The sequence below is a fragment of the Actinoplanes sp. NPDC051475 genome (assembly GCF_040689425.1).
Lineage (GTDB): Bacteria > Actinomycetota > Actinomycetes > Mycobacteriales > Micromonosporaceae > Actinoplanes.
In genome coordinates, this window is the sequence record NZ_JBFAZZ010000010.1 from 169,159 (window position 1) to 195,158 (window position 26,000).

The following is a 26,000-nucleotide window of genomic DNA, read 5'->3' on the forward strand; positions in this document are numbered from 1 at the left end:
GGCCTGCATCCGGACGACGGACTGCTATCGCAGCAGCGTGCGCGCCCGTTCGAGATCGGCCGGACGCACCGCCGCCAGCGACCCGAAGATGCACACCGCCTCGTAATACGTCCACGCCAGGCTGTAACAAGCCGGCTGCGTCAACGTGCTGTACGTCGCGCACTTCCGTTTCAAATCGGCGTAGAACATGCTGTCCAACCGCGACTTGTTGGCCGAGAACGTGCCCAGGTCCTTGTAGTTGCGGTAGCCGAAGTCGTGGTGCCAGCACGACAGGGTGAAGTCGAAGCCCAGCGGGTTGTCCGGGCTCGACGAGCAGTAGTCGGTCGACCAGTCGAAGCCGTACGACGCCCAGGGTTCGCGGTCGAGGCGGGCCGTGTTCCAGGCGTTCGTGCTGGCCGCGGTCGTCTGTGTCCAGGACGAGAGGACTTCGGCCTTGGTGGCCGTGGCTTGGGCTGTGGCCGCGGGTGCGAGGAGGGCGACGGTGGAGACGAGGATGACGAGGGAGCGGCGGAGAAATCGGTGCATCGAGACCTCCAGCGGTGGGGCCCCTCGGAAGGGCCGCTGCCTGTCAGTGTTCGATTTGTCACCGAGCGCATACAACTGTGTCAATCCAGTTTCCTTAACGGTGCCTCAACTTACCGACGGGTATTCCACGGCCGGGCCTTCCTGTGATGTCCTGGAAGGGCGGTGTGGATCGGGCCGCTATGGTGTGAACGTGCAGGCGGACGTCCGGTGATTCATCTACCGCTGGTCAGACAGGGACCGCTGCGGGCGCTCGCCGTGCGAGTCGTGGCCGCGGTCGTCCTCGTGCTGCTCGTGGTCGTGGTGGTCTTTCTCGACCGGGACGGCTACCGGGACATCAACCATGACGGCCTGACGCTGCTCGACTGCTTCTACTACGCGGTCGTGTCGCTCTCGACCACCGGCTACGGCGACATCACTCCGATGACTCCCGATGCCCGGCTGGTCAACATCCTGGTCGTCACCCCGGCGCGCGTGCTCTTCCTGATCATCCTGGTCGGCACGACCCTCGAGGTGCTGACCGACCAGTACCGGAACAGCCTTCGGGTGAACCGGTGGAGGCGAAAGTTGAAGGATCACGTCATCGTCTGCGGCTACGGCACCAAGGGCCGCGCGGCGATCAGCGCTCTGCTCGAGACCGGCTACGACAAATCGCGCATCGTCATCGTGGAGAACCGTGAGGCTGCGCTGCGTCAGGCTCAGGCGAACGGGCTGGTCGCCATCGAGGGCAACGCCACCCGCTCGTCAGTGCTGCTGGAAGCCGATGTCAAGAACTGCAAGTCGGTCATCATCGCCACCGACAGCGACGAGGCTTCCGTCCTCATCTCGCTGACGGTCCGCCAGCTCACGGCCGGCCAGGTGCGCATCATCGCCTCAGTGCGCGAGCAGGAGAACGCCGCCCTGCTCAAGCAGAGCGGCGCGCACCACGTGATCGTCTCGTCGTCGACCGCCGGCCGGCTGCTGGGCCTGACCACCACGACGCCGCCGCTGATCGACGTGGTCGAGGACCTGCTCACGCCCGGTCAGGGCATGGCGCTGGCCATGCGTTCGGCGGAGCGCGGCGAGGTCGGCCGCAATCCGCGCGAGCTGCAGACCCTGGTGGTCGCGCTCATCCGGCGGGGCAAGGTCGTCGCGCTCGGCGGCGAGCACGTCGAGACCATCGAGACCGGCGACATGCTCATCTACATCCGCGACGAGGAGAACAGCGTCGCCGCGAGCGTCTGACGAAGATCAAGATCAAGGTCCGGCTGTCGTAGCCGGGTGGGTGGTGCAGATCGTCACTCACGCCGAGGTAGGGCCCGAAGAGCCAGGAGCCTGGCGGCTCCCGACCGGCTCTTCGAACCCTCGGCCTGCGTGAGTGGCTGAGCTAAAGGATCGTCCAGGTGTCCGCGGCGTTCAGCAGGTTGCCGAGCATCTCCTCCGGCTTACCGGCGGCTTCGGCCTTGGCGTCCTGAAGCTGCTTCTGGATCAGCTCGTCGTACGACGGCCGGCGGACGTTGCGGAACACGCCGATCGGGGTCGTGTTGAGGTCCGAACCCGACAGCCGGCTCAGCGCGAACGCGTACGCGGGGTCGTCCACCGTCGCGTCGTGCACGAGCGGCGTGCCACCCTCCTGCACCTGCAGGCCGAAGCTGCCCTCGGGGTGCACGACGGAGTAGCGGTCGTCCGTACCGAAGGTGATCGGCCGGCCCTGCTCCAGGCGGATCAGGTGCTCGTCGCGGGTGCTCGCGTCCTTGATCAGCTCGAACGCGCCGTCGTTGAAGATGTTGCAGTTCTGGTAGATCTCCACGAAGGCCGAACCCTCGTGCTCCGCGGCGGCCCGCAGCACCGACTGCAGGTGCTTGCGGTCCGAGTCGATGGTGCGGGCCACGAAGGTGGCCTCGGCGCCCAGTGCCAGCGACAGCGGGTTGAACGGGGCGTCGCTGGAACCGACCGGCGTCGACTTGGTGATCTTGCCGAGCTCGGAGGTCGGGGAGTACTGGCCCTTGGTCAGCCCGTAGATCCGGTTGTTGAACAGCAGGATCTTGAGGTTGACGTTCCGGCGCAGCGCGTGGATCAGGTGGTTGCCGCCGATCGACAGCGCGTCACCGTCACCGGTCACCACCCACACCGACAGGTCCGGCCGGGAGGCGGACAGGCCGGTCGCGATCGCCGGGGCGCGGCCGTGGATCGAGTGCATGCCGTACGTGTTCATGTAATACGGGAAGCGTGACGAGCACCCGATGCCGGAGACGAACACGATGTTCTCGCGCGGGATGCCGAGCTCCGGCATGAAGCCCTGCACGGCGGCCAGGATCGCGTAGTCACCGCAGCCCGGGCACCAGCGGACCTCCTGGTCGGACTTGAAGTCCTTGGCGGTCAGGTTGACCGGGGTCAGGGGAATCGTCGGGCTAGCCATTCTTGACCACGTCCTCGAGCATGTTCTCCAGCGTCGCGGCAGTGAAGGGCAGGCCGCTGACCTGGTTGAAGGGAACTGCATCGATCAGGTACCGGGCCCGGATCACGTGGGCCAGCTGGCCCAGGTTCATCTCCGGGATGATCACCTTGTCGTACGCCTCGAGCACCTCACCGAGATTCGCCGGCAGCGGAGCCAGATGCCGCAAGTGCGCCTGGGCGATCGGCAGGCCGCGCTGGCGCAGCGCCCGGCAGGCGGCACCGATCGGCCCGTAGGTCGAGCCCCACCCCAGCACGAGCACGCGCGCGTTCTCGTCCGGGTCCTCGATCACCACGTCCGGCACGGGGATCTGCTCGATCCGCGCCGCGCGGGTGCGGACCATGAACTCGTGGTTGGCCGGGTCGTAGGAGATGTCGCCGGTCTTGTCGGCCTTCTCCAGGCCCCCGATCCGGTGCTCCAGGCCGGGCGTGCCGGGGATCGCCCACGGCCGGGCCATGGTCTTCGGATCACGCAGGTACGGCAGGAAGCGCCCGTCCTCGCCATTGGGCGCGGCGGCGAAGTCCACCTGGAGATCCGGCAGCTCGGAGACGTCGGGCAGCAGCCACGGCTCGGAGCCGTTGGCCACGTAGTTGTCCGAGAGCAGGATCACCGGCGTGCGATACGTCAACGCGATGCGCGCCGCCTCGATCGCGGCGTAGAAGCAGTCCGACGGCGACTTCGGCGCGATCACGGCCAGGGGGGCCTCGCCGTGCCGGCCGTACAGGGCCATGTTGAGGTCCGCCTGCTCGGTCTTGGTGGGCATGCCCGTCGACGGCCCGGCCCGCTGCACGTCCACGATCACCAGCGGCAGCTCGAGGGCGATCGCCAGCGAGATCGTCTCGCCCTTGAGCGCCACGCCCGGGCCGGAGGTGGTGGTCACGCCGAGCGCGCCGCCGTACGAGGCGCCCAGCGCAGCGCCGATCGCGGCGATCTCGTCCTCGGCCTGCATGGTGGTGATGCCGAACTTCTTGTGCTTGCTCAGCTCGTGCAGGATGTCCGAGGCCGGGGTGATCGGGTACGCGCCCAGGAACACCGGCAGCTTCGCCCGCACCCCCGCGGCCACGAGACCGAGAGCCAGGGCGGCGTTACCGGTGATGTTGCGGTACGTGCCCGGCGGCATCTTGGCGGGCTTGACCTCGTAGCGCACCGAGAACGTCTCGGTCGTCTCGCCGTAGTTCCAGCCCGCGCCGAACGCGGCCTTGTTCGCCGCGACCAGCTCGGGCCGCTTGGCGAACTTGCGCTCCAGGAAGCGCAGGGTCGACTCGTACGGCCGGGAATACATCCAGCTCAACAGGCCGAGCGCGAACATGTTCTTGGCCCGCTCGGCGTCCTTCTTGGCCACGCCGGTGCCGGCCAGAGCGGCCACCGTCATCGATGTCAGCGCGACCGGGTGCACCGACCAGTCGCCCAGGGAACCGTCCTCGAGCGGGCTCACCGAGTAGCCGACCTTGGCCAGGTTGCGCTTGGAGAACTCGTCGGTGTTGACGATGATGTCGGCGCCGCCCGGCAGGTCGGCGAGGTTGGCCTTCAATGCGGCCGGGTTCATCGCCACCAGCACGTTCGGCGCGTCGCCGGGCGTGAGGATGTGGTAGTCGGCGAAATGCACCTGGAAGCTCGACACGCCGGGCAGGGTGCCTGCGGGCGCACGGATCTCCGCGGGGAAGTTGGGTAGCGTCGAGATGTCGTTGCCGAGCTGAGCGGTCTCCGACGTGAACCGGTCACCGGTCAGCTGCATGCCATCACCGGAGTCTCCGGCGAAGCGGATGACCACGCGGTCGAGCTGCTCGACACGCTTCACGGGAGCGGCCACGTTCGAACCTCCTGAGGGAGCCGGCCGGCGGGTACGCACGTCGATGAGCCGGCCCGCAATCGTCACTTCCAGCCTACGTCGGCGCTCCTTACCGGTGGGGGCAAGGGTTGCTGTCCGATCACAGACCGACGACCACAGTAGCCAGGCCAGGCTTGCCTCAGCCAATCGAGTTCACCTTGTGGTTCGCTAGGCTGTCGCGCGTGCACGGGTATCTGGGTACGTACGCCACGCTCGGCCTGGTTCTGGCGGCCGGCGTCCTCGTCTTCGTCGGCGCCTTCGGGGCCAACAAGCTGCTCAGACCCGCCAATCCGGCGGAACCGGCGGGCAAACGGATCGCCTACGAGAGCGGCATCGACCCGGTCGGCGGTGGCTGGGCCCAGGCACAGATCCGTTATTACGTGTACGCGTACCTGTATGTCCTCTTCGCCGTCGAGGCGGTCTTCCTGTTCCCCTGGGCGGTCATCTTCGACCGGCCGGGCTTCGGGATGGTGACCGTCACCGAAATGGGTATCTTCGTCGCGGTCCTGGCGCTCGGCATCGCGTACGCGTGGCGCAAGAAGATCCTCACCTGGACCTGACACCCGCTTTGTCCACAGGCGGGGTGGCGGGCTCGCCACGCCGCAGCGCTCATGCCACGATCGTGCCCATGGGTCAGTTACTCCTCTTCATCGTCGTGGCGCTGGTGGTCGCGGCGATCGTCTTCGGCGTGACCGTGATGGTGAGCGGCGGAGACTCCGGATTGACGCCGGTCGAACCCGACGGCAAGGCGCTCCCCTTGCCGAGCGACCGGCCGCTGGGGGAGGAGGACATCTTCCGGACCCGCTTCGACATCGCGTTCCGCGGCTACCGGATGGCCCAGGTCGACCAGGCCCTCCAGCGGGCCGCCTATGACATCGGTTACAAGACCGAACTGATCGGCGTGCTCGAGGCCGAGGTCACCGCGCTGCGCGAGAACCGCACAGCGGATGCCGACGTGCTCCGCCGAGCCCGCGAGGCGGCCGTCGCACCGCCGCCGGACGCACCGGTGTCACCCGACCCCGTCCCACCGCCACCCGACGCGGCGGTCTCCGCGGGCGACTCATCGGACCCCACTCCTGCCGCGGCTTCCTCGTCGCCATCGTTGAAGGCTCCCGACGCTTCGTCGTCACCCTCGAAGGCCGCCCCGTCGTCCCCGGAGGGCGCCGGCGCTTCGTCGTCGTCCCCGGAGGCGGCTGCGGGAGCCTCCTCGTCACCCCCGAAGGCTGCCGGAGCTGAGTCCGGAGCCGAAGCCGGCGATGCCGCGGCATCCCGCTCCGCGGAGCGGACCGACGAAGAGCCGGCGGAGCGCCGATGAGCGAGACAGAACCGATCGGCGGCCTCGGCGACGCCGCGAAGCCGGGCACCGGCGAGGTCACCGCGACCGTCATCGTCAACGCCCCCGCCCCCCGCGTCTTCGCCGCCTTCCTCAACTGGGAACGGCAGAGCGACTGGATCCCGTTCACCAAGGTGCGCGTGGTCGAGGGCGACGGCGGGGAGGGCAGCCTGATCGAGGCGATCACCGCCCTGGGCCCGGCGGCGCTGCGCGACGAGATGCGCGTGGTCCGTGTCGACGCGCCGTACGAGCTCAAGGTCGTGCACTGCGGCAAGGTCCTGCGCGGGCCCGGCTCCATGCGGTGCACGGCGATGGGCGGTGACCGTACACAAGTAGTCATGCACGAGTGGTTCCACCTGCCCGGCGGCGCGGCCGGCAAGCTCGCCTGGCCGGTCCTGTGGCCGGGCTCGAAGCTCAGCTTCAAGGGTGCCCTGAAGAAGTTCGGCCGCCTGGTGGAGGAGGGCAAGCTGCCCTGACCCGCTTTTTGTCGGTGGGTCTCCCTACGGTGGTCGCCATGACGGATGAAATGCTCGGCGCCATCGAGGTGTCACGCGCGGAGCGCGGAGTGGGGGCCGCTCCGGTGGAAGCGCCGGCCGACGGCCTGGTGCTCGGCGAGGACGGCCGGGCGCGCTGCTCCTGGGGCGGCAGCACCCCGGACTACGTGCCCTATCACGACACGGAGTGGGGCCGGCCGGTCCACGGCGACGACGCCTTGTTCGAGCGGATGTGCCTGGAGGCCTTCCAGTCCGGCCTCTCGTGGATCACGATCCTGCGCAAGCGCCTGGCGTTCCGGCTCGCGTTCGCCGGCTTCTCCATCGAGGCGGTGGCCGCGTTCGGCCCCGGGGACGCCGATCGGTTGATGAACGACCCCGGCATCGTCCGCAACCGCATGAAGGTGGACGCGGCCCTGCACAACGCCAAGGTGGCCGCCGACCTCCCCGGTGGGCTCTCCGAGCTGCTGTGGTCGTACGCGCCGGCGCCCCGGCCCCGCCCGGAGACCCGAGCCGACGTCCCGGCGGTCACCCCCGAGTCCACGGCCATGGCGAAGGACTTGAAGAAGCGTGGCTTCAAGTTCGTCGGCCCCACCACGGCGTACGCGTTGATGCAGGCCACCGGCATGGTCGACGACCACCTCGCGGGCTGCTTCGTCGCACCCGCCACGGCCTGACCCCCGGGCGCACCGGCCCGCGCACCCCGCCGAGCGGCCGACCTCCGGGCGAGGGCCGGGACGGCGGGCGTGATGTCATTGTCCGTATGGCTCAATGGGTGGCGATCATTCCGGCGGATCGATGGGCGTCCGAGCGGCTGTTCCATCACGACACCCTGACGGTGGCGGGGTCCGCCGGGGTGCAGCCCGCTGCCGGGGACGAGGTGCTGCTCGTGGCGGGCGGCGGGAAACCGTCCGTGGTCGCCCTCGGAGTCGTGGCGGGAAATGAGTCCGGGCGGCGAGCGGCACACGGGGTGCCCGAGGTCGAGGTCGCGTACTCGCGGCGGTCGTTCGACGCGCCCGTGTCGGCTGACGGGCTGCCGCTCGACGCGCCGGTGGCCGAGGTCGACGACGAGGTGTTCCGGCGTTACGCCGGGCGGCTCGTCGGGGACCGGGACAAGCAGACGTGGCTGGTCAGCCTGGACCTGCCGATCGAGGCGGCGAGCCCGGCTGAGGCGGTGCGCCAGTTCTGGTCGTACGTGCTCGAGCTGGGGCCCGCGGAGCTTCCCACGTTCGTCTCGCCGTCGGGTGACGAGCTGGCCATGCAGGCCTTCGTCCTCGGCGAGGAGGCGAACCTCGACCCCGAAGAGGACGAGGACGACTGACCCGGCCGGGCCCGGGAAGAGGCGAGAGCCTCGGAGAGAACGGCACGGGCCCCGGAGCGCAAGCTCCGGGGCCCGCCGAGGACGGCCGTCAGCCGCCGAGGCTGGAAGCCGCCGACCGGATCGCCGACGAGAAGTAGCTGACCTGCGAGTACACGCCCGGCTTGTTCGGGCGGGCGCATCCGTCGCCCCAGCTCACGATGCCGACCTGGATCCAGGCGTTGTTCGCGTCCCGGCGGAACATCGGGCCGCCGGAGTCGCCCTGGCAGGTGTCGACGCCGCCCTGGGTGTAGCCGGCGCAGATCTCGTCCGTGGGGATGATCTCGCCGTTGTACATGCTGCTGGAGTTGCAGGTGGCGTCGCTGACGAACGGCACCGTGGCCTTCAGCAGGTAGCGCTGCTGGGCGCCGCCCTCGCGTGCCGCGCCCCAGCCGGCGATCGTGAACGTGCCGGTGTCGTACGCCGACGTCGTCGCGATCGGCAGCGTGGCCAGGCCGGTCACCGGGCTGGAGAGGCGGATCAGTGCCCAGTCCTTGCCGTTGCCGTTGTAGCCCGGCGCCCGGTAGACGTAGTTCGACCGGCGGGTGATGCGGCTCGACGAGTTGAGGTCGACGACGCCGAGGGTCGCGGTGATGGACGTGTTCGTGCCCGTGCCGTTGACGCAGTGCGCCGCGGTCAGCACGATTGTCGGGCTGTAGAGGGCGCCGCCGCAGCCCATCGAGAGGCGGACCATGAACGGGAATTCGCCCTGGGCGGCGCGGGTACCGCCGACCACCCTCTGCGGGCCGTCGGCTGCCGCCGCCGGTGACGTCTGCAACACGGTGCCCATCGCGGCCACCGTGAGGGCGGCCGCCACCCCGCCCAGAATCCTGCGCAACCTGACCATCCGGACCTCCCCAACGAAAGCGTTGCGGAGAGTCAAACATTTACCGGCATGAATCGGCTATACCGAAAGACTCATATCGTCGGCGAGGGGCGGCCGCAAGAACAGCGGCGGGTCAGCGGCCCTCGAAGGCCGGCTTCTGCTTGGCGACGAACGACGACACGGCGTTCTTGTGGTCGCTGGTGGCACCGCAGATCGCCTGCGCCTGGGCCTCCGCCGCCAGCGCGTCGGACAGCGTTCCGGCCGTACCGATGGACAGCTCGCGCTTGATCGCCGCGTAGGCGATCGTCGGTCCCGCCGCCAGCCGCGCGGCGAACTCCTGGGCCGCCGGCAGCACCTTCTCGTCGTCGTCCAGGAGCTCGGTCAGCAGGCCGTACTCGTAGCTCTGCTCGGCGCGGACCGGCTGCGCGAGCAGCAGCAGTTCCAGGGCCCGGGCGCGGCCGACGATGTGCGGCAGCGACCAGGAGACGCCGGAGTCGCCGGCCAGGCCGATGTTCGCGAACGCCATCAGGAACATGGTCTTCGGGCCGCCGATCCGGAAGTCCGCGAGCAGGGCCAGCGACGCGCCGGCTCCGGCCGCCGTGCCGCGTACGGCCGCGATCACCGGCTTGGGCAGGCTCGCCAGGCGCTGGGCGATCGGGTTGTAGTGGGCCCGCACCGTGTCGAGGTCGGTCGACCCGCTCGCCAGGGTGTCGGCGTGCTCGCGCAGGTCCTGCCCGACGCAGAACGCCTTGCCGGCGCCCGCCAGGACCACCGCCCGCACCGATTTGTCGACCTCGATCTCCGCCAGGGTGTCGCGCAGGGCCTCCTTGAGGTCCACCGTGAGGGCGTTCATGGCGTCGGGGCGGTTGAGGGTCAGGGTGACAACCGCATCGGTGCGGTCGACGAGCAGCGCGTCTGTCATGGTTCAGAGAATCCCACACGTCCGCCGCGGGAGGCTGACGCGAGGCATCGTTCGACGAAGCGGTCCGCCGCGGGGCGCAGCCGGGCCGCGTGCTTGTCGAAGAAGGTCGCCGCGCTCAGCCCGGGCCAGCGCGACGGCAGCAAGGAGGCGGGCAGCTGCGGGTCGCGGAAGAGAAACGAGCGCCACGCGTGGACGAGCTGGAAGCGGGCCGCGTACGCCGCCTCGTCGGAGCTGCGGGCGTTGATCGCGGTGACCACCGGCCGCTGCGTGGCGATGAACTCCTCGTACGCGTGCCCGATCGCGTCGAGGTTCCAGGCGCGGCCCACCACGTCCGTGACGCCCGGGGAGCCGGCGGTGTGGCTGGCGCTGAACCGCTCGTACGCCACTCCGGCCTCGAGCAGCACCGTGTCGATCTCCTCGGCCGTCCGGGGCGCCACCCAGGCACGTTCGTCGAGCATGCCGTACCCGAGGAAGCTCAGCCGTTGCGCGTCGCGGCGGCCGACCGGCGCGCAGAGCAGGATCAGGTCGAAGCGGCCGTCCCAGCTCGCGCGCCCGGTCCGGTAGATCCTTGCGGACGCCTCGTCGAGCCTGCGGGCGGCTTTGGGGGTGAGCAGATAGCCTGGTCCGGACACCAGTCGCAGCGGGTGCAGCCAGCCCTGGCGGACCATCCGGGAGACCGCGGTGCGGACCGCGGGTGGCGCGATGCCCAGCGGTGCCAGGAGTTTGACGAGCGCGGCGACCGGCGCGCGGCCGCCTCTAGGGCGGAGGTAGTCGCCGTAGAGGTCGAAGAGTGCCGACCGCGCCTGCATGACCGCACATTGTGACAGCCCGAAAGACGATATGCTAGACGCTGTCACATCAGCCCGGGTTGGGTTTGGGTTCGCCGGTGTTCATCAGGGAAAATGTTTGATCGGCACGGTGGGCCGCGCCGCGTGGCACGTGGCAGGGCCCGCAGCGCTGCGGTCTCGGGTCGGTCAGGCGGGGGCGACTCCGGCGGTCGGAACGAGGTACGGCGCGTCGTGGGGCTGAGCACGAGGCGTCGTTGCCGAGCTGTTCGAAGTGCAAGTGGCTGTGGGGTAACCCACCGACCCTGATGTAGGTCTGAGGGGAGACAAGATGGCGGCGATGAAGCCGCGGACGGGCGATGGTCCGCTGGAGGTCACCAAGGAAGGACGCGGCATCGTCATGCGCGTCCCGCTGGAGGGTGGTGGCCGTCTCGTCGTTGAGATGACTCCGGACGAGGCCAACGCGCTGGGTGACGCGTTGAAGGCGATCGCCGGCTGACGTTTCACGTGGCCCGCCGGTACGGTACCTGCCGTACCGGCGGGCTTTCCATGTCTTCGTGGAAGGGTCATCCTCCAGTGTTCGGGATTCGCCTGGTCGCCGCGTCGGAGGCCGGAACCGTCGTGCTCGCGGCGGACAGTGCCGGGGTGCTGGCGGGCGGTGACGACGAGACCGCCGAGCTGCACCGTGGGTCCGGTGATCCGGGCCGTGCCGGCGCAGTGCTGGTGTTGCAGCGCCCCCTGCGTACCCCTGCCAAGATATTGATCGTCGGGATCGGCGCCGGGGACGAGGCCGGTTGGCGGGCTGCCGGAGCCGCCGCCGTCCGTGCCGTGCCCGCTGACGAGGCGCTGCACGTGGTCCTGCCCGCGGGCGTCGACCCGGCCGCGGTGCGCGGCCTCGCGGAGGGCATGTGGCTCGCGGCCTACCGGTTCCGCGACGCCGTCGTCGGCCCCAGGTCCGTCGAGGTCACCCTCCGGACATCAGACCTCGATGGGTACGCCCAGAGCCTCGAAACCGCGCGAGTGACCGCCACGGCGACCTGGCTGGCCCGCGACCTGACCAACATGCCCGCCTCGGTGAAGAACCCGGCCTGGTTCGCCGGTCAGGTCGTCGACGAGGCCGCGGCCCGCCCGGGCCTGACCGTGACCGTGCGTGACACCGACCGGCTGCGCGCCGAGGGCTTCGGCGGCCTGCTGGCCGTCGGTGGCGGCTCCGCGACGCCGCCGTGCCTGGTCGAGGTCGCCTGGCGGCCGGAGGGCGCGACCCGCCACGTGGTGCTGGTCGGCAAGGGCGTCACCTTCGACACCGGCGGCATCTCGATCAAGACGCGCGACGGCATGAAGCTGATGAAGAAGGACATGGGCGGCGCCGCGGCGATCATCGCGGCCACCCTCGGCGCCGCCGACCTCGGTGTCCCGGTCCGCATCACCGCCCTCGCCCCGCTCGCGGAGAACGCGGTCAGCGGCTCGGCGTTCCGCCCCGGCGACGTGATCACCCAGTGGGACGGTACGACGACCGAGACCACCAACTCCGACGCCGAGGGTCGCCTCCTGCTGGCCGACGTCCTCGCGTACGCGGTCGCGGAGCTCGACCCGGATGTGCTGATCGACGTCGCCACTCTCACCGGCGCCAACTCGGTGGCCCTCGGTGGGAGGACGGCGGCCCTCTACAGCCACGACGACGAGCTGGCGGCCGCGCTGGAGACTGCCGGCCGGGCCGCGGGCGAGCAGATGTGGCGCCTGCCCCTGCCCGACGACTACGTCGACTACCTGCACAGCGACATCGCCGACCGGCACAGCTCCCCGGTGCGCGGCGCCGGCTCGGTGGTGGCGGCCCTGTTCCTGCGGGAGTTCATCGGCGACCGCACCGACCGCTGGGCGCACCTCGACATGTCGGCCCCGGCCTGGTCCGAGGAGCACGACGGCGACCTCACGAAGGGCGCCACCGGCTGGGGCGTACGCACGCTCCTGCGCTACCTCAACACTTGATCGCGGCGAGCAGGCCGGCGCCGGTCGGGATGAGGGCCGGGATCCAGTTCTCGGCCTCGCGGACGGCCTTGACCGTCTCCCGGATCGTGATCGTGTCCGGGTCGCGCGCCGCCGGGTCGCTGATCCGGCCGCCGGCCAGCGCGCCGTTCACGATGAGGATGCCGCCGGGGCGCAGCAGCCGCTGGGCCGCGTCCGCGCAGGCGCCGAACTCGGTCGCGTCCGCGTCGACGAAGATCAGGTCGTAGACGCCGTCGGCGAGCCGGGGCAGGACGTCGAGCGCACGGCCGGTGATGATCCGGGTACGCGACGGCGCGAAGCCCGCTTCCTGGAAGATGCGCCGGGCGATGCGCTGGTGCTCGTTCTCCACGTCGATCGTGGTCAGTACGCCGTCCGGGCGCATGCCGCGCAGCAGCCAGACGCCACTGACGCCCGTACCGGTGCCGATCTCGACCACGGCCTTGGCGTTGCCCGCGGCGGCGAGCAGGCTGAGCACGGACCCCGCGCCCGGGGTGACGCAGGAGAGCCCGACCTCGAGGGCGAGGCTGCGGGCGGTCTGCAGCACGACGTCCTCGGCGGCGTAAGCCTCCGCGAACTGCATCGACTGCGCGCTGGGGGTGCCGAGCTGGCGGGCTGCGGTGACGATGACGACCTCCGTGTGGGATGCGCGGAAGAGAACCGGTGCACATCGGGTATGAGCGTAGAGCGACGCTCTCCCTTCGCGCATCGGTACGTCGGCGGCGGAAAGCGGCGAGCGGGCCCTCTTCAGCCCGCACTGAGCGGATGATCCACACCGATCCGTGTCATCCTGGAGGAGGAGCCTCCGGGCTCCGCCGACGACGAGTGGAGGCACCGACGTGACCGACGGCTGGAACTGGCGCCAGCCTCAGACTCCGCCGGCCGCGACGCCCCCGGCGACGGGTGGGTCACCCTGGTGGTCCGACGCCCTGGCCGACCCCTGGCGAGACCCGTACGCGCCGTCCGCCGTCGTGGTGCCCAGCGCGCCGGTCAGCACCGGCCCGGCGCCGGAGCCGGTCACCGACCCCGACGCGCCTCGCCGCTCGCTCGCCCCGATCCTGGCGATCTGCCTGGTCACCGCCCTGCTGGCCGGCGCTCTGGGCAGCGCACTCGCCTATCTCTTCCTGACCCGCAGCGGCGTCGGCATCGGCGGTACGCAGCTCGGCGGCCCCCCACTCGCGGCACCCAGCGCGGCCCAGCGGGCACCGGAGTCCTTCGGCGGGGTGGCCAAGCAGGTCATGCCCAGCGTCGTGACGGTCCGGGTCACCGGCGCCATCGGCTCCGGCTTCGTGGCTTCCCGCGACGGCTACGTGATCACCAACGACCACGTGGTCGAGGGCGCCGACAACACGATGTCCGTGTCGTTCAGCGACGGCTCCTCGGCCTCGGCGACCCTCGTCGGGCGCGACCCCGAGTCGGACATCGCAGTGATCAAAGTCTCCAAGGGCGACCTGCCGCCGGTGCAGTTCGGCGACTCCGACTCGATCGCGGTCGGCGACCCGGTGCTGGCCTTCGGCTCCCCGCTGGCGCTGGTCAACACGGTGACGCAGGGCATCGTCAGCGCCCTCGACCGCACGATCCAGGCCGGGGACCCGGGCGGGACCACCCGCTACTACGCGGCCATCCAGACCGACGCCGCGGTCAACCAGGGCAACTCCGGCGGCCCGCTGGTCGACGCGGCCGGCCGGGTGGTGGGCGTGAACTCGGTGATCCGCTCGGTCGGCGGTACGGACACCGAGGCCGGCAACATCGGCCTGGCCTTCGCCATCCCGATCAACCAGGCCCGGCGCATCGCCGAGGACATCATCGACACCGGCAAGGCCCGGCGTACGGTGATCGGCGCCGAAGTGTCCGCCGGCGGCGCCACGGGGTCCAGCGGAGCCACCGGGGCGCGCCTGCGCTCGGTCCAGCAGCCCGGTCCGGCGGCCACCGCGGGCCTGAAGTCCGGCGACGTCGTCACTAAGATCAACGGGCGCGTTCTCGAGGACGGCACCGACCTGATCGCCCTGGTCCGCAAGTACGCCCCGGGCTCGACCGTCTCGGTGGAGTACCGCCGGGGCACGAGCACCCAGACGGCGTCAGTAACCTTGGCAGCCGACGCGAAGTGAGAGGCCCTCACGGGCAGGGGAGGCCGCCGTGTTCGAGAACCTGAACTGGTGGGAGATCGGCGCCTTGCTGATGCTCGCCTTGCTGATCTTCGGTGAGCGGCTGCCCAAGGTCATCGGCGACGCGCTGCGCATGCTGCGCGGGCTCCGCGCCATGGCCCAGAACGCCACCAGCGACCTGAGCAAGGAGCTGGGCACCGACATCCAGCTCCAGGACCTGCACCCGAAGGCCTTCATCCGCAAGCACCTGCTCAGCGAGGACGACGAGGCAGCGCTCCGCAAGCCCCTCCAGGGCCTCTTCGAGGACGTCAAGAGCGACCTCAACGGCGTGAAGGCCGACCTCGGCGACGTCGCGGCCGCCGCGGACCTCAAGGCCCACCGCACGCCGGCGGCCCCGCCGGCCGCCAAGCCGGCTGCCGCCCCGCCCCCGTCCGCGTTCGACATCGACGCCACCTAGGACAGGCCCTAGGGCCGGGCGGGCGCCGGCGGCGTCAGAGCGGGTCGAGGCGGGCCTTGAGCAGGCAGAACTCGTTGCCCTCGGGGTCGGTCAGGACGTGCCACTGCTCCTGGCCGGTCTGGCCGATCTCCGCCCGGCGGGCACCGAGCTTCAGCAGGCGTTCGAGCTCGGCGTCCTGATCGCGGTCGGTGGCGTTGACGTCGATGTGCAGCCGGGACTTGCCGGGCTCCGGCTCGTCCCGGCGGCTGAGGATGATCGTCGGCTGCGCGCCACCGAACCCCTCGCGCGGCCCGATCTCCAGCGTGCCGTCGTCCTCTTTGTCGAGCACGACGAAGTCCAGGACCTCGCACCAGAACCGCGCCAGCACCTCCGGGTCGCGGCAACCGAGTACGAGCTCACTGATACGACATGCCATGACGAAACCTCCTAGCGGCGCGCGTTCACCATCAGGCCGAGGGGCTTGCCGACGAGCGACTCCCGGCGGACGGCCAGCCGGTCGGCGACCGCGTCCAGGGCCTTCGCCGCCGGCGCGTCCGGGTCGGCGAGCACGATCGGCGTGCCGGCGTCGCCGGCCTCGCGAACCCGCGTGTCCAGCGGCACCTGCCCCAGCAGCGGCACCGAGGCGCCGACCGTCTGGGTCAGCGACGAAGCCACCGACTCGCCGCCGCCCGCGCCGAAGACCTCCATGCGCGAGCCGTCCGGCAGCTCGAGCCAGGACATGTTCTCGATCACGCCGACCAGCCGCTGGTGCGTCTGGAGCGCGATGGCGCCGGCCCGCTCGGCGACCTCCGCGGCCGCGGCCTGCGGGGTGGTGACGACCAGGATCTCCGCGTTGGGCAGCAGCTGCGCCAGGGAGATCGCCACGTCGCCGGTGCCCGGCGGCAGGTCGAGGAGCAGCACGTCGAGGTCGCCCCAGAACACGTCGGCGAGGAACTGCTGCAGCGCGCGGTGCAGCATCGGCCCGCGCCACACGACGGCGGCGTTGCCCGCCGTGAACATGCCGATCGAGATGACCTTCACGCCGTGCGCCTGCGGCGGCATGATCATGTCCTCGACCCGGGTGGGGCGGCCGTCGACCCCGAGCATGCGCGGCACCGAGTGGCCGTAGATGTCCGCGTCGATGACGCCCACCGACAGGCCCCGCTTGGCGAGCGCCGCGGCGAGGTTCACGGTGACGCTGGACTTGCCGACGCCACCCTTGCCGCTGGCCACCGCGTACACCCGGGTCTTGGAGCCGGGCTGCGCGAACGGGATGACCGGCTCGGCGCTCTGGCCGCCACCACGCAGGGTGACCTGCAGGGCCTTGCGCTGCTCCTCGGTCATCACACCGAAGTCGATTTCCACCGTGTCGATGCCGGGAATCTTCGTGACTGCGGCGGTGATGTCGTTGGTGAGCTTGTCGCGCAGCGGGCAGCCGGCGACCGTCAGAAGGATCTCGACGGAGATCTTGTTGCCGGCGACGGTGAAGCCCTTCACCATGCCGAGCTCGGTGATCGGCCGGCGGATCTCGGGGTCGTCGACCGTGGCGAGGGCGGCCTGGACGGCTTCCTCGAGGGTGGGGGCGGGTGCGGACATGACGCAAGCTTACGCAAGCCCCCGACGGCGTCAGGAGTGCTCTTCCTCCCACTCCTTGCGCTCCAGTTTCTGCCGTCGATGGGCGGCTTCGTCCAGTTCGTCGGCCATTCGTGACAGCTCGGAGCGGAGGAAGTCGCGGGTGGCGACCTCGCCCAGCGCGATGCGCAGCGAGGCGATCTCGCGCGCCAGATACTCCGTGTCGGCCTTCTGCATGGCGGCGCGGCGGCGGTCCTCCTCCATCGCGAGGCGGTCCCGGTCGGTCTGCCGGTTCTGCGCGAGCAGGATCAGCGGAGCGGCATAGGACGCCTGCAAGGACAGGATCAAGGTCAGGAACGTGAACGTGTACGGGTCGAAGCGCAGTCCCCTGGGAGCGAGGGTGTTCCACGCGAACCACGCCGCGATGACCACTGTCATGTAGACGATGAATCTGGCCGTACCCATGTAGCGGGCGATGTTCTCCGACCACTGCCCGAAGGCCTCCGGGTCGAAGCGGGGCAGCCGGACCCGCCCGGGCTCCACCGGCTGATCCAGCCGGTCGAGCCGCTCCCGCCGAGTGTCCGTCATGAGGGGCCTTCCTCGAGCGCCGCGTCCTGCGTGTCACGGTCGCGCCAGTCGCGGGGCAGGGAGTGGTCCAGGACGTCGTCGACGGTGACCGCGCCCACCAGCCGATAGGCGTTGTCCACGACCGGCATGGCGACCATGTCGTACGTGGCCATCCGCCGGGTGATCTCCAGGAGGTTCGCCTCCGGCGCCAGCGGGTCGATGTCCTTCTCGATCAGCCCGCCCAGGATGGAGGACGGCGGCTCCCGCAGCAGCCGCTGGAAGTGGACCATGCCGAGGTACTTGCCGCTCGGCGTCGCGGACGGCGCCCGTGCCACGAACACCTGCGCGGCCACCACCGGGGAGAGCTCGGGCTCGCGGATCCGGGCCAGCGCCTCGGCGACGGTGGCGTCCGGCGTCAGGATGACCGGCTCCGAGGTCATGACCGACCCGGCGGTGCCCGGCGTGTAGCTCATCAGCTGCCGGACCGGCGCCGCCTCCTCGGGCTCCATGAGGTCGAGGAGGATCGCCTGCTCCGGCTTCGGCAGCTCGGCGAGCAGGTCGGCGGCGTCGTCCGGGTCCATCCGCTCGAGCACGTCGGCGGCCCGTTCCCGGTCCAGCCGGACGAGGATCTCCACCTGGTCGTGCTCGGGCAGCTCCTCGAGCACGTCGGCGAGCGTACGGTCGCTCAGCGCCGCGGCCACCTCGTTGCGGCGGGCGTCGGACAGGTCCTGCAACGCGTTCGCCATGTCGGCCGGGCGCATCTGCTCCAGCAGCGCCACCAGGTTCGCGCTGCCCTGGGTGTCGGTGGGCCCGACCAGCCCGCGGACCCGGTCGTAGTCCACCTGGTAGAGGTGGCCGCGCCGGGCGAGCCGGCCGGTGTGCTGGCGGACGGCGACCCGGGTGACCAGCCACTCGTTGTTGCGGTTGAGGTCCATGCCCAGGTCGACGACCGTGCCGGTCTGCTGCGGCCCGGTGCGGTCCTCGGCCTCGATGGTGACCCGGCGGTCCAGCAGATCCTCGAGGACCAGCAGCTCGTTGGGCCGCTTCTCGAACCGGCGCAGGTTGAGCGTGCCGGTGCTGAGCACGACCGCCTCGGCGTCCATCGAGGTCACCCGCCCGATGGGCAGGAAGATCCGCCGCCGCAACGCCATCTCGGCGACCAGCCCGACGACCTGCGGCGGCCGGTTGGTGGTCCGCAGCCGCACCACGGCGTCGCGAACCCGGCCGACCCGGTCGCCGTTGGGGTCGAACACGGGCAGAGCGGCGAGCCGCGCAAGGTAAACCCTCGTCCCCATGGTCACGCAAACAGCCTAGGGCCTCCGCATGCCGTCACGACCGGCGCGGCCGGGGCTGGGTTAGCGTCATGCCATGGCTACCGTGGCGTACGAGATCGTGGACGTCTTCACCGACCGGCCGTTCGCGGGCAACCCGCTGGCGGTCGTCTACGGCGCCGAGGCGCTGGGCGGCGATCAGATGCAGGCGCTGGCCCGCGAGTTCAACCTCTCCGAGACGGTGTTCGTGCTGCCGCCGGCCGACATCGAGGCCACGTACCGGGCCCGGATCTTCACCCCCGAGACGGAACTGCCGTTCGCCGGTCACCCGAGCGTGGGTGCGGCGGTGACTTCGGTACGCCGGGGACTGGCCGCCGCCGGGCACCTCGTGCAGGAGTGCGGTGCCGGACTGCTGCCGATCGTGGTCTCGGACACCGGCTCGGCGACCCTGACCGGCGGTACGCCCACGCTGGGCGCGCAGTTCCCCGCCGCGACGCTGCTGGAGCTGACCGGGCTGGCGGCCGACGACTACGCCGGGGCCTCGGCCACCCCGTCGGCGGCGGGCTGCGGCCTCGAGTTCGTGTACCTGCCGGTCGAGCGCCGGGCGCTGACCCGGGCCTGGGCGGACACCCTCCGAGCGGAGAAGGCCGGGGTGTCGCAGATCAGCGTGTTCTCGTGGGACGCCGACACGCGGACCGCGTACGCCCGGGTGTTCTGCCCCGGAGTGTCGGTGCCGGAGGACCCGGCGACCGGCTCGGCGGCGCTGGGTCTCGGTGTGTGGCTGGTCGCCAACGGGTGGCTGCCCGGGGACGACACCACCGCGTACACCGTGCACCAGGGGTTTGAGATGCACCGGCCGTCGCTGCTGGAGTGCACGGTGACGGCTTCCGGGGGCAAGGCCACGTCTGCGACCGTTGCGGGGCACGTGGTGCCGGTGGCCAAGGGCGAGATCGCGGTGCCGCCGTTCGTCGGTTAGCGCTTTCGGCGTACCCGATGAAGGCGGAAGGGGCGACGGACCGGAACCCGCGCCGGGGTTTCTCGCGGCGGAGCCGCACCCGAATCCGCTGGCAGCTCGGGAGCGGCGACCGGGGCCGCTTCCGCGGGGGTGAGCCGGACGATCGCGCAATCGGTCGCGGCCCACCTCGCCACCTGCTCCTCGGCGGTGCCTGCGGCGTTCAGGCGCTTGCCGGCCAGCTGCGGGGCGATCTCGTCCCAGGCCTCGCTGCCCGCCACGATCCGCTCCACGGCGGCGTCCACGAGGACGATGAGCCCGCCGTTGTCGCCGCGGAGCCGCACCTGGGCGGTGGCGGCCTCGGCGAGCCCCGGCGCCGGCTGCTCACCCGGCCCGCTCAGCACGACGAGTGTCCCGTCGAGCGGCATGACCCACAGGCCCACGGCGGGCCGGTCGCCGACGCCGATCCAGGCGATGCCGGCCTTCTTGATCGCCTCGGCCACGAGCTCGGTCGTCACCGGCCCATCCTCTCAGGTCTCCGCTTGCGCTCAGTTCAGCGAGGGTACGCGGTCCAGCAGGTCGACGACCGCAGACAACGAGCGCACGCTCAGCCCGGCGAAGTCCTCGTCCTGGTTGAAGACGAGGTGGTCGGCCAGGTCCGGGGCGCTCAGCCGGACGGGTGTCATGCCGACCGCGGCCGCCCCGGTGAGCTCGCGACTGCCGCCGTCGCCCACGTAGAGGCAGTCCTCCGGGGCGACCCGCAGGCGCCAGCAGGCCTCCAGGTAGATCAGCGGATCGGGCTTGCAGCGGCCGACCTCCACCGAGAACACGCTGACGTCCAGCAGCGGGGCGATCGGCATGCTGGGCAGGAACGCGGGCAGTTCGTGGGTGCAGTCGCTGATCACGGCGGTCCGCAACCCGCGGCGCTTGAGAGCCGTGAGAACGCTCTCCGCGTCCGCACGCAACTCCGTGTCGGCCCTCAGGGCGTCGACCCGGGCGGGCACCGCGGCCTGCAACTGCGCGGTTCGCGGGCTGCCGCCCGCCTGCTCGGTGACCCACCGTAGGGTGGCCTCGGCGGAGCCCAGCTGGCCCCGGGCCCGGACCTGGAACGTCCGGTCCAGGACGCTGATCACGGCGTCGGGATCGCACCCGAGTGCCCGGGCGATCTCGGCGTGCTGAGGTCCGCGTCGTACGGAACGCGTCAGCGTGCCGAAGAAGTCGAACAGCACCGCTTGGTAGGCGGGCATCGAAAACCACTCTCCAGGGGCATTGACCGGTGAACAACGGCGGTGAGCGTAACGACCGGTTCACTTTCCGCTCAACTGAGGTCCACAAACTGTGACGTGTTCATATGCAAGAAGCGACGGCCGGGGATGAATACACGCTCAACGCCCGCATACCTCACAGTCGTCGCTTTAGTCATCGCAGTGTTGGCTGTTTCGTCATCAGCCCCGCTGATCGCGTTCGCGGCCGCCCCGGCGCTGGCAGTGGCGTTCTGGCGCAACGGCCTGGCGTTCGCCGCCCTGACCCCGATCAGCGCAGGTCCGCGCCGGGCCGAGGTCCGCACCCTGCGCAGCCGCGACGGCCTGTACTGCGTCCTGGCCGGGGTATCCCTCGCGGCACACTTCGCCACCTGGATGCCGAGCGTTCAACTCGGCTCGGTCGCGACGGCGACGGCGTTGGTGGCGACCCAGCCGGTGTGGCAGGGCTTGATCGCCGCGGCAGCCGGCCGTTTCCGTTCCGGGGGGTCCGGGCGTTCCGGCTCCGGGCGTTCCGGCCCTGGGCTTTCCAGGCCTGGGCCTTCCGGCTCCGGGCGTTTCCGTCCCGGCAGTGGGCCGTCGCGGGCGGGCTGGGCCGGCATTGCGTTGGCCGTGGCGGGCGTCGGGTGGGCTACCGGGGTGGATGTGGGCGTTTCGACCCAGGCGGTGCTGGCGGACGTGCTCGCACTGCTCGGCGCTATGGCCGCCGCGGTGTACACGGCGTTCGGGGAACGGGCGCGAACCCGGTTCAGCACGACGACCTACACCTGGGTCTGCTACGGCACCTGCGCGCTGCTGCTGCTCGTCGTGTGCCAGGTCGCGGGCGTACGCATGACCGGCTACGACGGCCGGACCTGGGCGGCGATCCTCGCGCTGGTGGCCGGGGCGCAGTTGCTGGGGCACTCGATGTTCAACTACGCGTTGCACCATGTATCGGCGACGACGGTGAGTGTGCTGATCCTGCTCGAGGTGCCGGGGGCGGCGTTGCTGGCGTGGGCTTGGCTCGGTCAGACGCCGCGGGCGGCGGCCTTGCCGGGGTTGGCGGTGCTGGTGGTGGGGGTTGCGGTGGTGATCCTGGCGGGGGCTCGAAACCGGAAGGGGGCGGCGGCCTCGGCATCCCTCGCCGACGCCGCAGATCCCGAGCCGCTCTGAGACCGCCTGTTCTCCGGCCGTCGTCCCTGCCCCATTCTTGTCCGGCGTCCTGCCCTGCCCTTTTCCTTGCCTGGCGTCCTCGCCCTGCCCTGTTCTCGCCCGACTTCCCCGACTCGCCCGGCGGCTCGCTTGGCCGGCGTTTCCGGGCGTGTTCCTGGGCGGCGTTCTGGTCCTGTTCCGCGGCCGGCGTGCCTGGTCGGTGGCGTCTGGCGCCCGGCGAGCGTCGTTGAACCCCTTGGCGAACTGCCGTCGCGCGCGGTAGAGAGGGGGCATGCGATGCGCCGCTTTCGATGTGTGCTCGGCCCGCTGCTGCTCGGGGCGGTGCTCATGACCGGCGCCTGCGACGAACCCGAAACCGCGGCGGCCGGCCTGATCGGCGGCTGGACGACGGCGGGCTGCGAGTTCTTCCGTCCCCCGGAGACCACCACCGTCGGCGGCCACACCGTACCCGTCACACCCGCCCCCCTCGCGTCGGCGATGGCCCGCATCGACGCCGGCGGCCGCGCCCACCATGCCGCCAGCTACGCGGGTCTGGAGGTCGATCAGCAACGGGTACGCGCCATCGTCTACCGAGTCCCGTCAGCGGCGTTCGACGACTTCATCCGGCAGACGGCGGACAACACGTGCATCTTCGTCCGGGACGCTGAGCACAGCCTCCAGGAACTGAGCCGCTGGCAGGACCACATCACGGCGGACCTGGAGGCATGGCACAGCCGCGGGGTGCGGATCTCCACGATCTCGGCCCGCCACGACGGGGTGGGCGTCGAGATCGGCACGCAGGATCTGGACCGGGCCCGGGAGCAGATGCCGCGGCACTACGGCCGGACGGCCCCGCTGATCTTCATCGAGGAGGGCCCGGTGATACCCATGCCGACCCCTGGCATCCCCACCGCACCCCAACCCGGCGGCTGACCTTCGGCCGGTGCTTGCCGATCGACCGGCAGGCGTCGGGCTCGCCGCAGTCCTTCGGGGGTCGCCGCCATCCTTTCGGGGGCTCGCCGCCAGCCTTCGGGGGGCTCGCCGCCAGTCTTCGAGGCTCGGCGGTGGGCGATCGACCGGCTCAGAAGGTGCTGCTGCTGCTCGAGTCGTCCGTGGCGATCGCGATGACGATGAGGACCGCGAAGGCCAGCATGAGGGCCGTGACGATCCAGCCGATGATGATCCCCGCCAGCGCCATCCCGCTGCCCCCGGCGCCCGACTGACGGATCCTCCGCCGGGCGATATGCCCGAAGATCGCCCCGAGGATCCCCAGCAGGCCTCCGACGCCCCACGCGCACAGCCCCAAGACCGAGACGCACGAGATCGCCAGCGAGGCGATCGCCATCCCCTCGGTGGGGCGGGCACCCGGCGGGTACGGCGAATACGCGTACGGACTGCCGGGCTGCGCGTAGTCGTACTGAGGCGCGGCATAGCCGTACTGATCGACGGCGCCCTGACCGTAGGAGACCTGCGGCGCGTAAGGGTCCTGGGGCGCGGGCAGCTGGTACGCCTGCGGATTCGCGTAGGACTGCGCCGGCGGGTAGGCCTCCAGAGGCGTGGACGACTGAGGCGGCTGGTAGGCCTCCGGGGGCGTGTAGGGCTGCGGCAGCGGGTAGGCCTGCGGAGGCGTGTAGGCCTGGACCGGCGGGTCGGGCGGCGGCGGCTGGCTTCCGTCCGGGCCGGGCGTCGGTGGGTAGGTCAAGGTCAGCCTCCGTCCGGCGCGTGCATTTCGCGACCAAGGATAGGAGTCCCTGTCACGGCGTGTCGCTGGCCTGTGGACAACGCTCCGGCCGTACCGAATTGCGCCACGTCTGAGTCGATGTTTGCCCCTCTGCGCGCAAGCGGGCAGGATCGCCGCATGGTCTTCGACGCCCGTTCCGTCATTGGTAGCCGGTCGAGGCGGGACGCCACACGTCCCGCCGCCGGACGCCGGCCCCGGTCTGCCGCGCTCTCGTCCGAGTCCGAGTCCGAGCCGTTGAGCGTGGAGTCCGCGCCGGCCGTGCCGGAGGATGCCGCGCCCAGGGCCGATGAGGCCCCCGTGACGCTGCGCCTGGACGGCAAGGTCGCCCTGGTCACCGGTGCGGGCAGCCCGGACGGCATCGGGTACGCGACCGCGCGACGCCTGCGCGACCTCGGCGCCCGGGTGGCGATCGTCTCGACGACCCGGCGCATCCACGAACGGGCGACCGAGCTCGGAGTGACCGGCTTCGTCGCGGACCTGACCGACGAGGCGGAGGTGGGCGCCCTCGCCGACGCGATCGCGGACCAGCTCGGCGACGTCGAGGTCCTGGTCAACAATGCGGGCCTGGCGAGCCGCACCAGCCCGGAGGTGCTCCGGCCGGTCGCCCAGCTCACGTACGACGAGTGGCGAGCGGAGATCGACCGCAACCTGAGCACGGCCTTCCTGTGCAGCCGGGCCTTCGTCGGCGGCATGTCGGAACAGGGCTGGGGCCGCATCGTCAACCTCGCCGCGACGGCGGGCCCGATCAACGCCCTCCCCACCGAGGCCGCGTACGCCGCAGCGAAGGCCGGCGTGGTGGGCCTCACCCGAGCGCTGGCGATGGAGCTCGTGGCGGACGGCATCAACGTCAACTGCGTGGCCCCGGGCACCATCTACACGGCGGCGTCGACGGTGACCGAGATCAAGCAGGGCCTGGGTACGCCGATCGGCCGCCCCGGAACCCCGGACGAGGTCGCGGCGGCGATCGCCTTCCTGTGCTCGCCGGCGGCGTCGTACATCACCGGCCAGATGCTGGTGGTCGACGGCGGCAACAGCGTCCGCGAAGCCGAGTTCCGCTGACGGGCGAGCGCCTAGGCCGGGCCGAGGCTCGCTGACCTGCGGACAGAAATAGGCCGGGCCGAGGCTCGCTGACGGGCGGGTGGAAGCCGTAGGCCGGCGTGGGCTTGGGCCCGGTGGACCGTGTCCACCGGGCGCCGTGGGTTCAGTACGTGGTGGTGGCGCCGTTGCCGATCGCGAAGATCACGACGACCACATAGAACGCGCAGAAGATAAGACCGATGATCACGAAGATGTAGCTCAGCCACAGCCCCGCCGTGGCAAGACCCTCACCGGACTCACCGCTGGTGCGGATCTGCTTCTTCGCGATGTGGCCCATGAAGATCCCCGCGAGCGGGAAGACGAAGGCGAACACGAGGCTGAGGATCGCCATCGTGTTGGTGGGCGCGGGCATCTGGCCGTAGCCCGGCTGCGCGTACGGCTGGCCGTACCCCGGCTGCGCGTACTGCTGACCGTAGGGCTGCCCGCTCGACGGCGCACCGTACGGCGACTGCTGACCGTACGGCTGGGCGCCGCCCGGCGGCTGCCCGTACGGCTGCCCGCTCGACGGCGCACCGCTGGACGGAGCCGCGTACGGGTCCTGCGAGTACGGCGAGGTGGGGTCGTAGGACGGCTGCTGCCCGTACGGCTGCTGCGGCTGATATGGGTCCGGCGTGCCACCGGGCGGTGGGTAAGTCATCAGTGGTCCTCCTAGTTCACCCGGCACCGTACTAGTCGGCGGGAAGATCGGGGCACCCCGATACAGCGTGTCTGGCGGTCCCGCCGCATGTCACGTCTCATGGACACCCCGACCAGAACTCTCAGCATGCGACACGAACGAGTGCCCGCGCGCCCGATTGCAGCCGAGGAGGCAGCTCCCGTGGCGCCGCAAGGCCGTGCCGGGCGAAGCGCCGACCGCTGCCTGCCGTAGCGACAGCGGCAACGACGGCCGGGTATGAACGGCCGACCATCCAGCGCCCGACGAGCCGCCGATGGTGCCGGAGTGCTCCGCGGGATCGCGGGTCAGCGGAGCTTGGTCAGGTTGCCGACCGCGCGTTCCACTGCCAGGCAGCTGTCCTCGACGTACTCCATGCCCGCCTCCGCGGCGATCCGGCGAGCCTCGGCGGAGATGATGCCGGTCTGGAGCCACACCGCCGGGGCCTTGATGGCGGCGGCTTGCCGGACGATGTCGACGGCGTCGGCGGCCGGCCGGAAGATGTCGACCAGGTCGACGGGTTCGGGCAGGTCGGCCAGGGTGGGCACCGTTTTGACGCCGAAGACCTCGTCCACGAACGGGTTGACCGGGATGATCTTCCAGCCGTGCCGGAGCATCTGGAGCGGTACGGAATGCGATGGCTTGGACGGGTCGCGCGACGCTCCGACGACGGCGATCACGTCGGCACCCGCCAGGATCTGCTGCGCGCTTCTCATG

Annotated in this window: 30 protein-coding genes; 14 read left to right on the plus strand and 16 right to left on the minus strand. The window is 70.9% G+C overall.

Features of this window, described 5'->3' with window-relative positions; all coding sequences use genetic code 11:
• Window positions 1-24 precede the first annotated feature (24 nt).
• Window positions 25-525: a phospholipase gene (locus AB0368_RS21635; protein WP_366155710.1), complete on the minus strand. Its 501-nt coding sequence runs from the start codon at window positions 523-525 to the stop codon at window positions 25-27.
• A gap of 207 nt (window positions 526-732) precedes the next feature.
• Here AB0368_RS21635 and AB0368_RS21640 point away from each other — a divergent pair, with 207 nt between their 5' ends.
• Window positions 733-1,746 carry a potassium channel family protein gene (locus tag AB0368_RS21640; RefSeq protein ID WP_366155711.1) on the plus strand — a complete coding sequence of 338 codons (1,014 nt, stop codon included), beginning with the start codon at window positions 733-735 and terminating at the stop codon, window positions 1,744-1,746.
• A 142-nt stretch (window positions 1,747-1,888) separates the two neighbouring features.
• Here AB0368_RS21640 and AB0368_RS21645 read toward each other — a convergent pair whose 3' ends face one another.
• Together AB0368_RS21645 and AB0368_RS21650 are read right to left on the minus strand one after the other, a co-directional pair.
• Window positions 1,889-2,920 (minus strand): 2-oxoacid:ferredoxin oxidoreductase subunit beta, encoded by a 1,032-nt coding sequence (locus AB0368_RS21645; protein WP_366155712.1) that lies wholly within the window; start codon window positions 2,918-2,920, stop codon window positions 1,889-1,891.
• Complete coding sequence (locus tag AB0368_RS21650) at window positions 2,913-4,766, minus strand: 2-oxoacid:acceptor oxidoreductase subunit alpha (protein WP_366155713.1); 1,854 nt, start codon at window positions 4,764-4,766, stop codon at window positions 2,913-2,915. Before AB0368_RS21650 ends, AB0368_RS21645 begins: the two co-directional genes overlap by 8 nt.
• A 200-nt stretch (window positions 4,767-4,966) precedes the next feature.
• On the opposite strand from AB0368_RS21650, the gene ndhC reads away from it, so the two are divergent.
• The 5 genes from ndhC (at window position 4,967) to AB0368_RS21675 (ending at window position 7,929) form a co-directional block, all read left to right on the plus strand.
• Window positions 4,967-5,344, plus strand: a complete 378-nt coding sequence (ndhC, locus tag AB0368_RS21655) for an NADH-quinone oxidoreductase subunit A (RefSeq protein WP_366155715.1) — start codon at window positions 4,967-4,969, stop codon at window positions 5,342-5,344.
• A gap of 68 nt (window positions 5,345-5,412) precedes the next feature.
• Entirely contained in the window at window positions 5,413-6,099 is a 687-nt protein-coding gene (locus AB0368_RS21660; RefSeq protein ID WP_366155716.1) for a DivIVA domain-containing protein, read from the plus strand.
• Entirely contained in the window at window positions 6,096-6,593 is a 498-nt protein-coding gene (locus tag AB0368_RS21665) for an SRPBCC family protein (protein ID WP_366155717.1), read from the plus strand. Before AB0368_RS21660 ends, AB0368_RS21665 begins: the two co-directional genes overlap by 4 nt.
• Before the next feature lie 128 nt (window positions 6,594-6,721).
• Window positions 6,722-7,285: a DNA-3-methyladenine glycosylase I gene (locus AB0368_RS21670; RefSeq protein WP_366155854.1), complete on the plus strand. Its 564-nt coding sequence runs from the start codon at window positions 6,722-6,724 to the stop codon at window positions 7,283-7,285.
• Between the two features lie 86 nt (window positions 7,286-7,371).
• Window positions 7,372-7,929 carry a hypothetical protein gene (locus AB0368_RS21675; RefSeq protein ID WP_366155718.1) on the plus strand — a complete coding sequence of 186 codons (558 nt, stop codon included), beginning with the start codon at window positions 7,372-7,374 and terminating at the stop codon, window positions 7,927-7,929.
• An 88-nt stretch (window positions 7,930-8,017) separates the two neighbouring features.
• Here the strand turns inward: AB0368_RS21675 and AB0368_RS21680 are convergent, their stop codons facing one another.
• The 3 genes from AB0368_RS21680 to AB0368_RS21690 form a co-directional block, all read right to left on the minus strand.
• Window positions 8,018-8,812, minus strand: coding sequence for a serine protease (locus AB0368_RS21680; protein ID WP_366155719.1), 795 nt, complete (start codon window positions 8,810-8,812; stop codon window positions 8,018-8,020).
• 112 nt (window positions 8,813-8,924) lie between these two features.
• Window positions 8,925-9,713, minus strand: coding sequence for an enoyl-CoA hydratase-related protein (locus tag AB0368_RS21685; RefSeq protein WP_366155720.1), 789 nt, complete (start codon window positions 9,711-9,713; stop codon window positions 8,925-8,927).
• Window positions 9,710-10,522, minus strand: a complete 813-nt coding sequence (locus tag AB0368_RS21690) for a PaaX family transcriptional regulator C-terminal domain-containing protein (protein WP_366155721.1) — start codon at window positions 10,520-10,522, stop codon at window positions 9,710-9,712. The genes AB0368_RS21685 and AB0368_RS21690 overlap by 4 nt, the downstream gene beginning before the upstream one ends.
• A 307-nt stretch (window positions 10,523-10,829) precedes the next feature.
• Here AB0368_RS21690 and AB0368_RS21695 point away from each other — a divergent pair, with 307 nt between their 5' ends.
• Together AB0368_RS21695 and AB0368_RS21700 are read left to right on the plus strand one after the other, a co-directional pair.
• Entirely contained in the window at window positions 10,830-10,997 is a 168-nt protein-coding gene (locus AB0368_RS21695; protein WP_015625691.1) for a DUF3117 domain-containing protein, read from the plus strand.
• A gap of 146 nt (window positions 10,998-11,143) precedes the next feature.
• Complete coding sequence (locus AB0368_RS21700; RefSeq protein WP_366155855.1) at window positions 11,144-12,484, plus strand: leucyl aminopeptidase family protein; 1,341 nt, start codon at window positions 11,144-11,146, stop codon at window positions 12,482-12,484.
• Here AB0368_RS21700 and AB0368_RS21705 read toward each other — a convergent pair.
• Window positions 12,474-13,082, minus strand: a complete 609-nt coding sequence (locus AB0368_RS21705; protein WP_366155722.1) for an O-methyltransferase — start codon at window positions 13,080-13,082, stop codon at window positions 12,474-12,476. The two genes, AB0368_RS21700 and AB0368_RS21705, sit on opposite strands and share 11 nt — an antisense overlap.
• Window positions 13,083-13,338: 256 nt before the next feature.
• On the opposite strand from AB0368_RS21705, the gene AB0368_RS21710 reads away from it, so the two are divergent.
• Together AB0368_RS21710 and AB0368_RS21715 are read left to right on the plus strand one after the other, a co-directional pair.
• Window positions 13,339-14,607: a trypsin-like peptidase domain-containing protein gene (locus AB0368_RS21710; RefSeq protein WP_366155723.1), complete on the plus strand. Its 1,269-nt coding sequence runs from the start codon at window positions 13,339-13,341 to the stop codon at window positions 14,605-14,607.
• A 28-nt stretch (window positions 14,608-14,635) separates the two neighbouring features.
• Window positions 14,636-15,061 carry a preprotein translocase subunit TatB gene (locus tag AB0368_RS21715; protein ID WP_366155724.1) on the plus strand — a complete coding sequence of 142 codons (426 nt, stop codon included), beginning with the start codon at window positions 14,636-14,638 and terminating at the stop codon, window positions 15,059-15,061.
• A 34-nt stretch (window positions 15,062-15,095) separates the two neighbouring features.
• Here the strand turns inward: AB0368_RS21715 and AB0368_RS21720 are convergent, their stop codons facing one another.
• Genes AB0368_RS21720 through AB0368_RS21735 form a run of 4 tightly spaced genes read right to left on the minus strand, consistent with a single transcriptional unit; the run spans window position 15,096 to window position 18,474 of the window.
• On the minus strand, window positions 15,096-15,476 hold the full coding sequence (locus AB0368_RS21720) for a VOC family protein (RefSeq protein WP_366155725.1): 381 nt from the start codon (window positions 15,474-15,476) through the stop codon (window positions 15,096-15,098).
• Between the two features lie 11 nt (window positions 15,477-15,487).
• Complete coding sequence (locus tag AB0368_RS21725; RefSeq protein ID WP_366155726.1) at window positions 15,488-16,636, minus strand: Mrp/NBP35 family ATP-binding protein; 1,149 nt, start codon at window positions 16,634-16,636, stop codon at window positions 15,488-15,490.
• A gap of 30 nt (window positions 16,637-16,666) precedes the next feature.
• Window positions 16,667-17,200 carry a DUF1003 domain-containing protein gene (locus tag AB0368_RS21730; RefSeq protein WP_366155727.1) on the minus strand — a complete coding sequence of 178 codons (534 nt, stop codon included), beginning with the start codon at window positions 17,198-17,200 and terminating at the stop codon, window positions 16,667-16,669.
• Window positions 17,197-18,474 (minus strand): CBS domain-containing protein, encoded by a 1,278-nt coding sequence (locus AB0368_RS21735; protein ID WP_366155856.1) that lies wholly within the window; start codon window positions 18,472-18,474, stop codon window positions 17,197-17,199. The genes AB0368_RS21730 and AB0368_RS21735 overlap by 4 nt, the downstream gene beginning before the upstream one ends.
• A gap of 73 nt (window positions 18,475-18,547) precedes the next feature.
• Here AB0368_RS21735 and AB0368_RS21740 point away from each other — a divergent pair, with 73 nt between their 5' ends.
• Window positions 18,548-19,426, plus strand: coding sequence for a PhzF family phenazine biosynthesis protein (locus AB0368_RS21740; RefSeq protein WP_366155728.1), 879 nt, complete (start codon window positions 18,548-18,550; stop codon window positions 19,424-19,426).
• On the opposite strand, the gene AB0368_RS21745 is transcribed toward AB0368_RS21740, so the two are convergent.
• Window positions 19,423-19,920 (minus strand): hypothetical protein, encoded by a 498-nt coding sequence (locus AB0368_RS21745; RefSeq protein WP_366155729.1) that lies wholly within the window; start codon window positions 19,918-19,920, stop codon window positions 19,423-19,425. The genes AB0368_RS21740 and AB0368_RS21745 overlap by 4 nt on opposite strands.
• Window positions 19,921-19,950: 30 nt before the next feature.
• Window positions 19,951-20,649 carry an HAD family hydrolase gene (locus AB0368_RS21750; RefSeq protein ID WP_366155730.1) on the minus strand — a complete coding sequence of 233 codons (699 nt, stop codon included), beginning with the start codon at window positions 20,647-20,649 and terminating at the stop codon, window positions 19,951-19,953.
• A gap of 126 nt (window positions 20,650-20,775) precedes the next feature.
• On the opposite strand from AB0368_RS21750, the gene AB0368_RS21755 reads away from it, so the two are divergent.
• On the plus strand, window positions 20,776-21,813 hold the full coding sequence (locus tag AB0368_RS21755) for a DMT family transporter (RefSeq protein ID WP_366155731.1): 1,038 nt from the start codon (window positions 20,776-20,778) through the stop codon (window positions 21,811-21,813).
• Window positions 21,814-22,089: 276 nt separating this feature from the next.
• Complete coding sequence (locus tag AB0368_RS21760; RefSeq protein WP_366155732.1) at window positions 22,090-22,725, plus strand: hypothetical protein; 636 nt, start codon at window positions 22,090-22,092, stop codon at window positions 22,723-22,725.
• A 148-nt stretch (window positions 22,726-22,873) separates the two neighbouring features.
• On the opposite strand, the gene AB0368_RS21765 is transcribed toward AB0368_RS21760, so the two are convergent.
• Complete coding sequence (locus tag AB0368_RS21765) at window positions 22,874-23,494, minus strand: DUF4190 domain-containing protein (protein ID WP_366155733.1); 621 nt, start codon at window positions 23,492-23,494, stop codon at window positions 22,874-22,876.
• Between the two features lie 156 nt (window positions 23,495-23,650).
• On the opposite strand from AB0368_RS21765, the gene AB0368_RS21770 reads away from it, so the two are divergent.
• Window positions 23,651-24,592, plus strand: coding sequence for an SDR family NAD(P)-dependent oxidoreductase (locus tag AB0368_RS21770; protein ID WP_366155734.1), 942 nt, complete (start codon window positions 23,651-23,653; stop codon window positions 24,590-24,592).
• Between the two features lie 142 nt (window positions 24,593-24,734).
• On the opposite strand, the gene AB0368_RS21775 is transcribed toward AB0368_RS21770, so the two are convergent.
• Both AB0368_RS21775 and AB0368_RS21780 read right to left on the minus strand, forming a co-directional pair.
• The gene (locus AB0368_RS21775) at window positions 24,735-25,268 is read right to left on the minus strand and encodes a DUF4190 domain-containing protein (protein ID WP_366155735.1); all 534 of its coding nucleotides are present in this window, start codon (window positions 25,266-25,268) and stop codon (window positions 24,735-24,737) included.
• 323 nt (window positions 25,269-25,591) lie between these two features.
• Window positions 25,592-25,999 carry a CoA-binding protein gene (locus AB0368_RS21780; RefSeq protein ID WP_366155736.1) on the minus strand — a complete coding sequence of 136 codons (408 nt, stop codon included), beginning with the start codon at window positions 25,997-25,999 and terminating at the stop codon, window positions 25,592-25,594.
• Window position 26,000 lies beyond the last annotated feature (1 nt).

Coding starts and splice junctions, on each gene's coding strand:
- AB0368_RS21780 (WP_366155736.1), bottom strand. CDS start 25,999: ATGAGAAGCGCGCAGCAGATCCTGGCGGGTGCCGACGTGATCGCCGTC.
- AB0368_RS21725 (WP_366155726.1), bottom strand. CDS start 16,636: ATGTCCGCACCCGCCCCCACCCTCGAGGAAGCCGTCCAGGCCGCCCTC.
- AB0368_RS21695 (WP_015625691.1), top strand. CDS start 10,830: ATGGCGGCGATGAAGCCGCGGACGGGCGATGGTCCGCTGGAGGTCACC.
- AB0368_RS21740 (WP_366155728.1), top strand. CDS start 18,548: ATGGCTACCGTGGCGTACGAGATCGTGGACGTCTTCACCGACCGGCCG.
- AB0368_RS21760 (WP_366155732.1), top strand. CDS start 22,090: ATGCGCCGCTTTCGATGTGTGCTCGGCCCGCTGCTGCTCGGGGCGGTG.
- AB0368_RS21770 (WP_366155734.1), top strand. CDS start 23,651: ATGGTCTTCGACGCCCGTTCCGTCATTGGTAGCCGGTCGAGGCGGGAC.
- AB0368_RS21645 (WP_366155712.1), bottom strand. CDS start 2,920: ATGGCTAGCCCGACGATTCCCCTGACCCCGGTCAACCTGACCGCCAAG.
- AB0368_RS21755 (WP_366155731.1), top strand. CDS start 20,776: ATGAATACACGCTCAACGCCCGCATACCTCACAGTCGTCGCTTTAGTC.
- AB0368_RS21730 (WP_366155727.1), bottom strand. CDS start 17,200: ATGACGGACACTCGGCGGGAGCGGCTCGACCGGCTGGATCAGCCGGTG.
- AB0368_RS21775 (WP_366155735.1), bottom strand. CDS start 25,268: ATGACTTACCCACCGCCCGGTGGCACGCCGGACCCATATCAGCCGCAG.
- AB0368_RS21720 (WP_366155725.1), bottom strand. CDS start 15,476: ATGGCATGTCGTATCAGTGAGCTCGTACTCGGTTGCCGCGACCCGGAG.
- AB0368_RS21750 (WP_366155730.1), bottom strand. CDS start 20,649: ATGCCCGCCTACCAAGCGGTGCTGTTCGACTTCTTCGGCACGCTGACG.
- AB0368_RS21685 (WP_366155720.1), bottom strand. CDS start 9,713: ATGACAGACGCGCTGCTCGTCGACCGCACCGATGCGGTTGTCACCCTG.
- AB0368_RS21635 (WP_366155710.1), bottom strand. CDS start 525: ATGCACCGATTTCTCCGCCGCTCCCTCGTCATCCTCGTCTCCACCGTC.
- AB0368_RS21705 (WP_366155722.1), bottom strand. CDS start 13,082: ATGCAGTTCGCGGAGGCTTACGCCGCCGAGGACGTCGTGCTGCAGACC.
- AB0368_RS21665 (WP_366155717.1), top strand. CDS start 6,096: ATGAGCGAGACAGAACCGATCGGCGGCCTCGGCGACGCCGCGAAGCCG.
- AB0368_RS21675 (WP_366155718.1), top strand. CDS start 7,372: ATGGCTCAATGGGTGGCGATCATTCCGGCGGATCGATGGGCGTCCGAG.
- AB0368_RS21735 (WP_366155856.1), bottom strand. CDS start 18,474: ATGGGGACGAGGGTTTACCTTGCGCGGCTCGCCGCTCTGCCCGTGTTC.
- AB0368_RS21690 (WP_366155721.1), bottom strand. CDS start 10,522: ATGCAGGCGCGGTCGGCACTCTTCGACCTCTACGGCGACTACCTCCGC.
- AB0368_RS21680 (WP_366155719.1), bottom strand. CDS start 8,812: ATGGTCAGGTTGCGCAGGATTCTGGGCGGGGTGGCGGCCGCCCTCACG.
- AB0368_RS21660 (WP_366155716.1), top strand. CDS start 5,413: ATGGGTCAGTTACTCCTCTTCATCGTCGTGGCGCTGGTGGTCGCGGCG.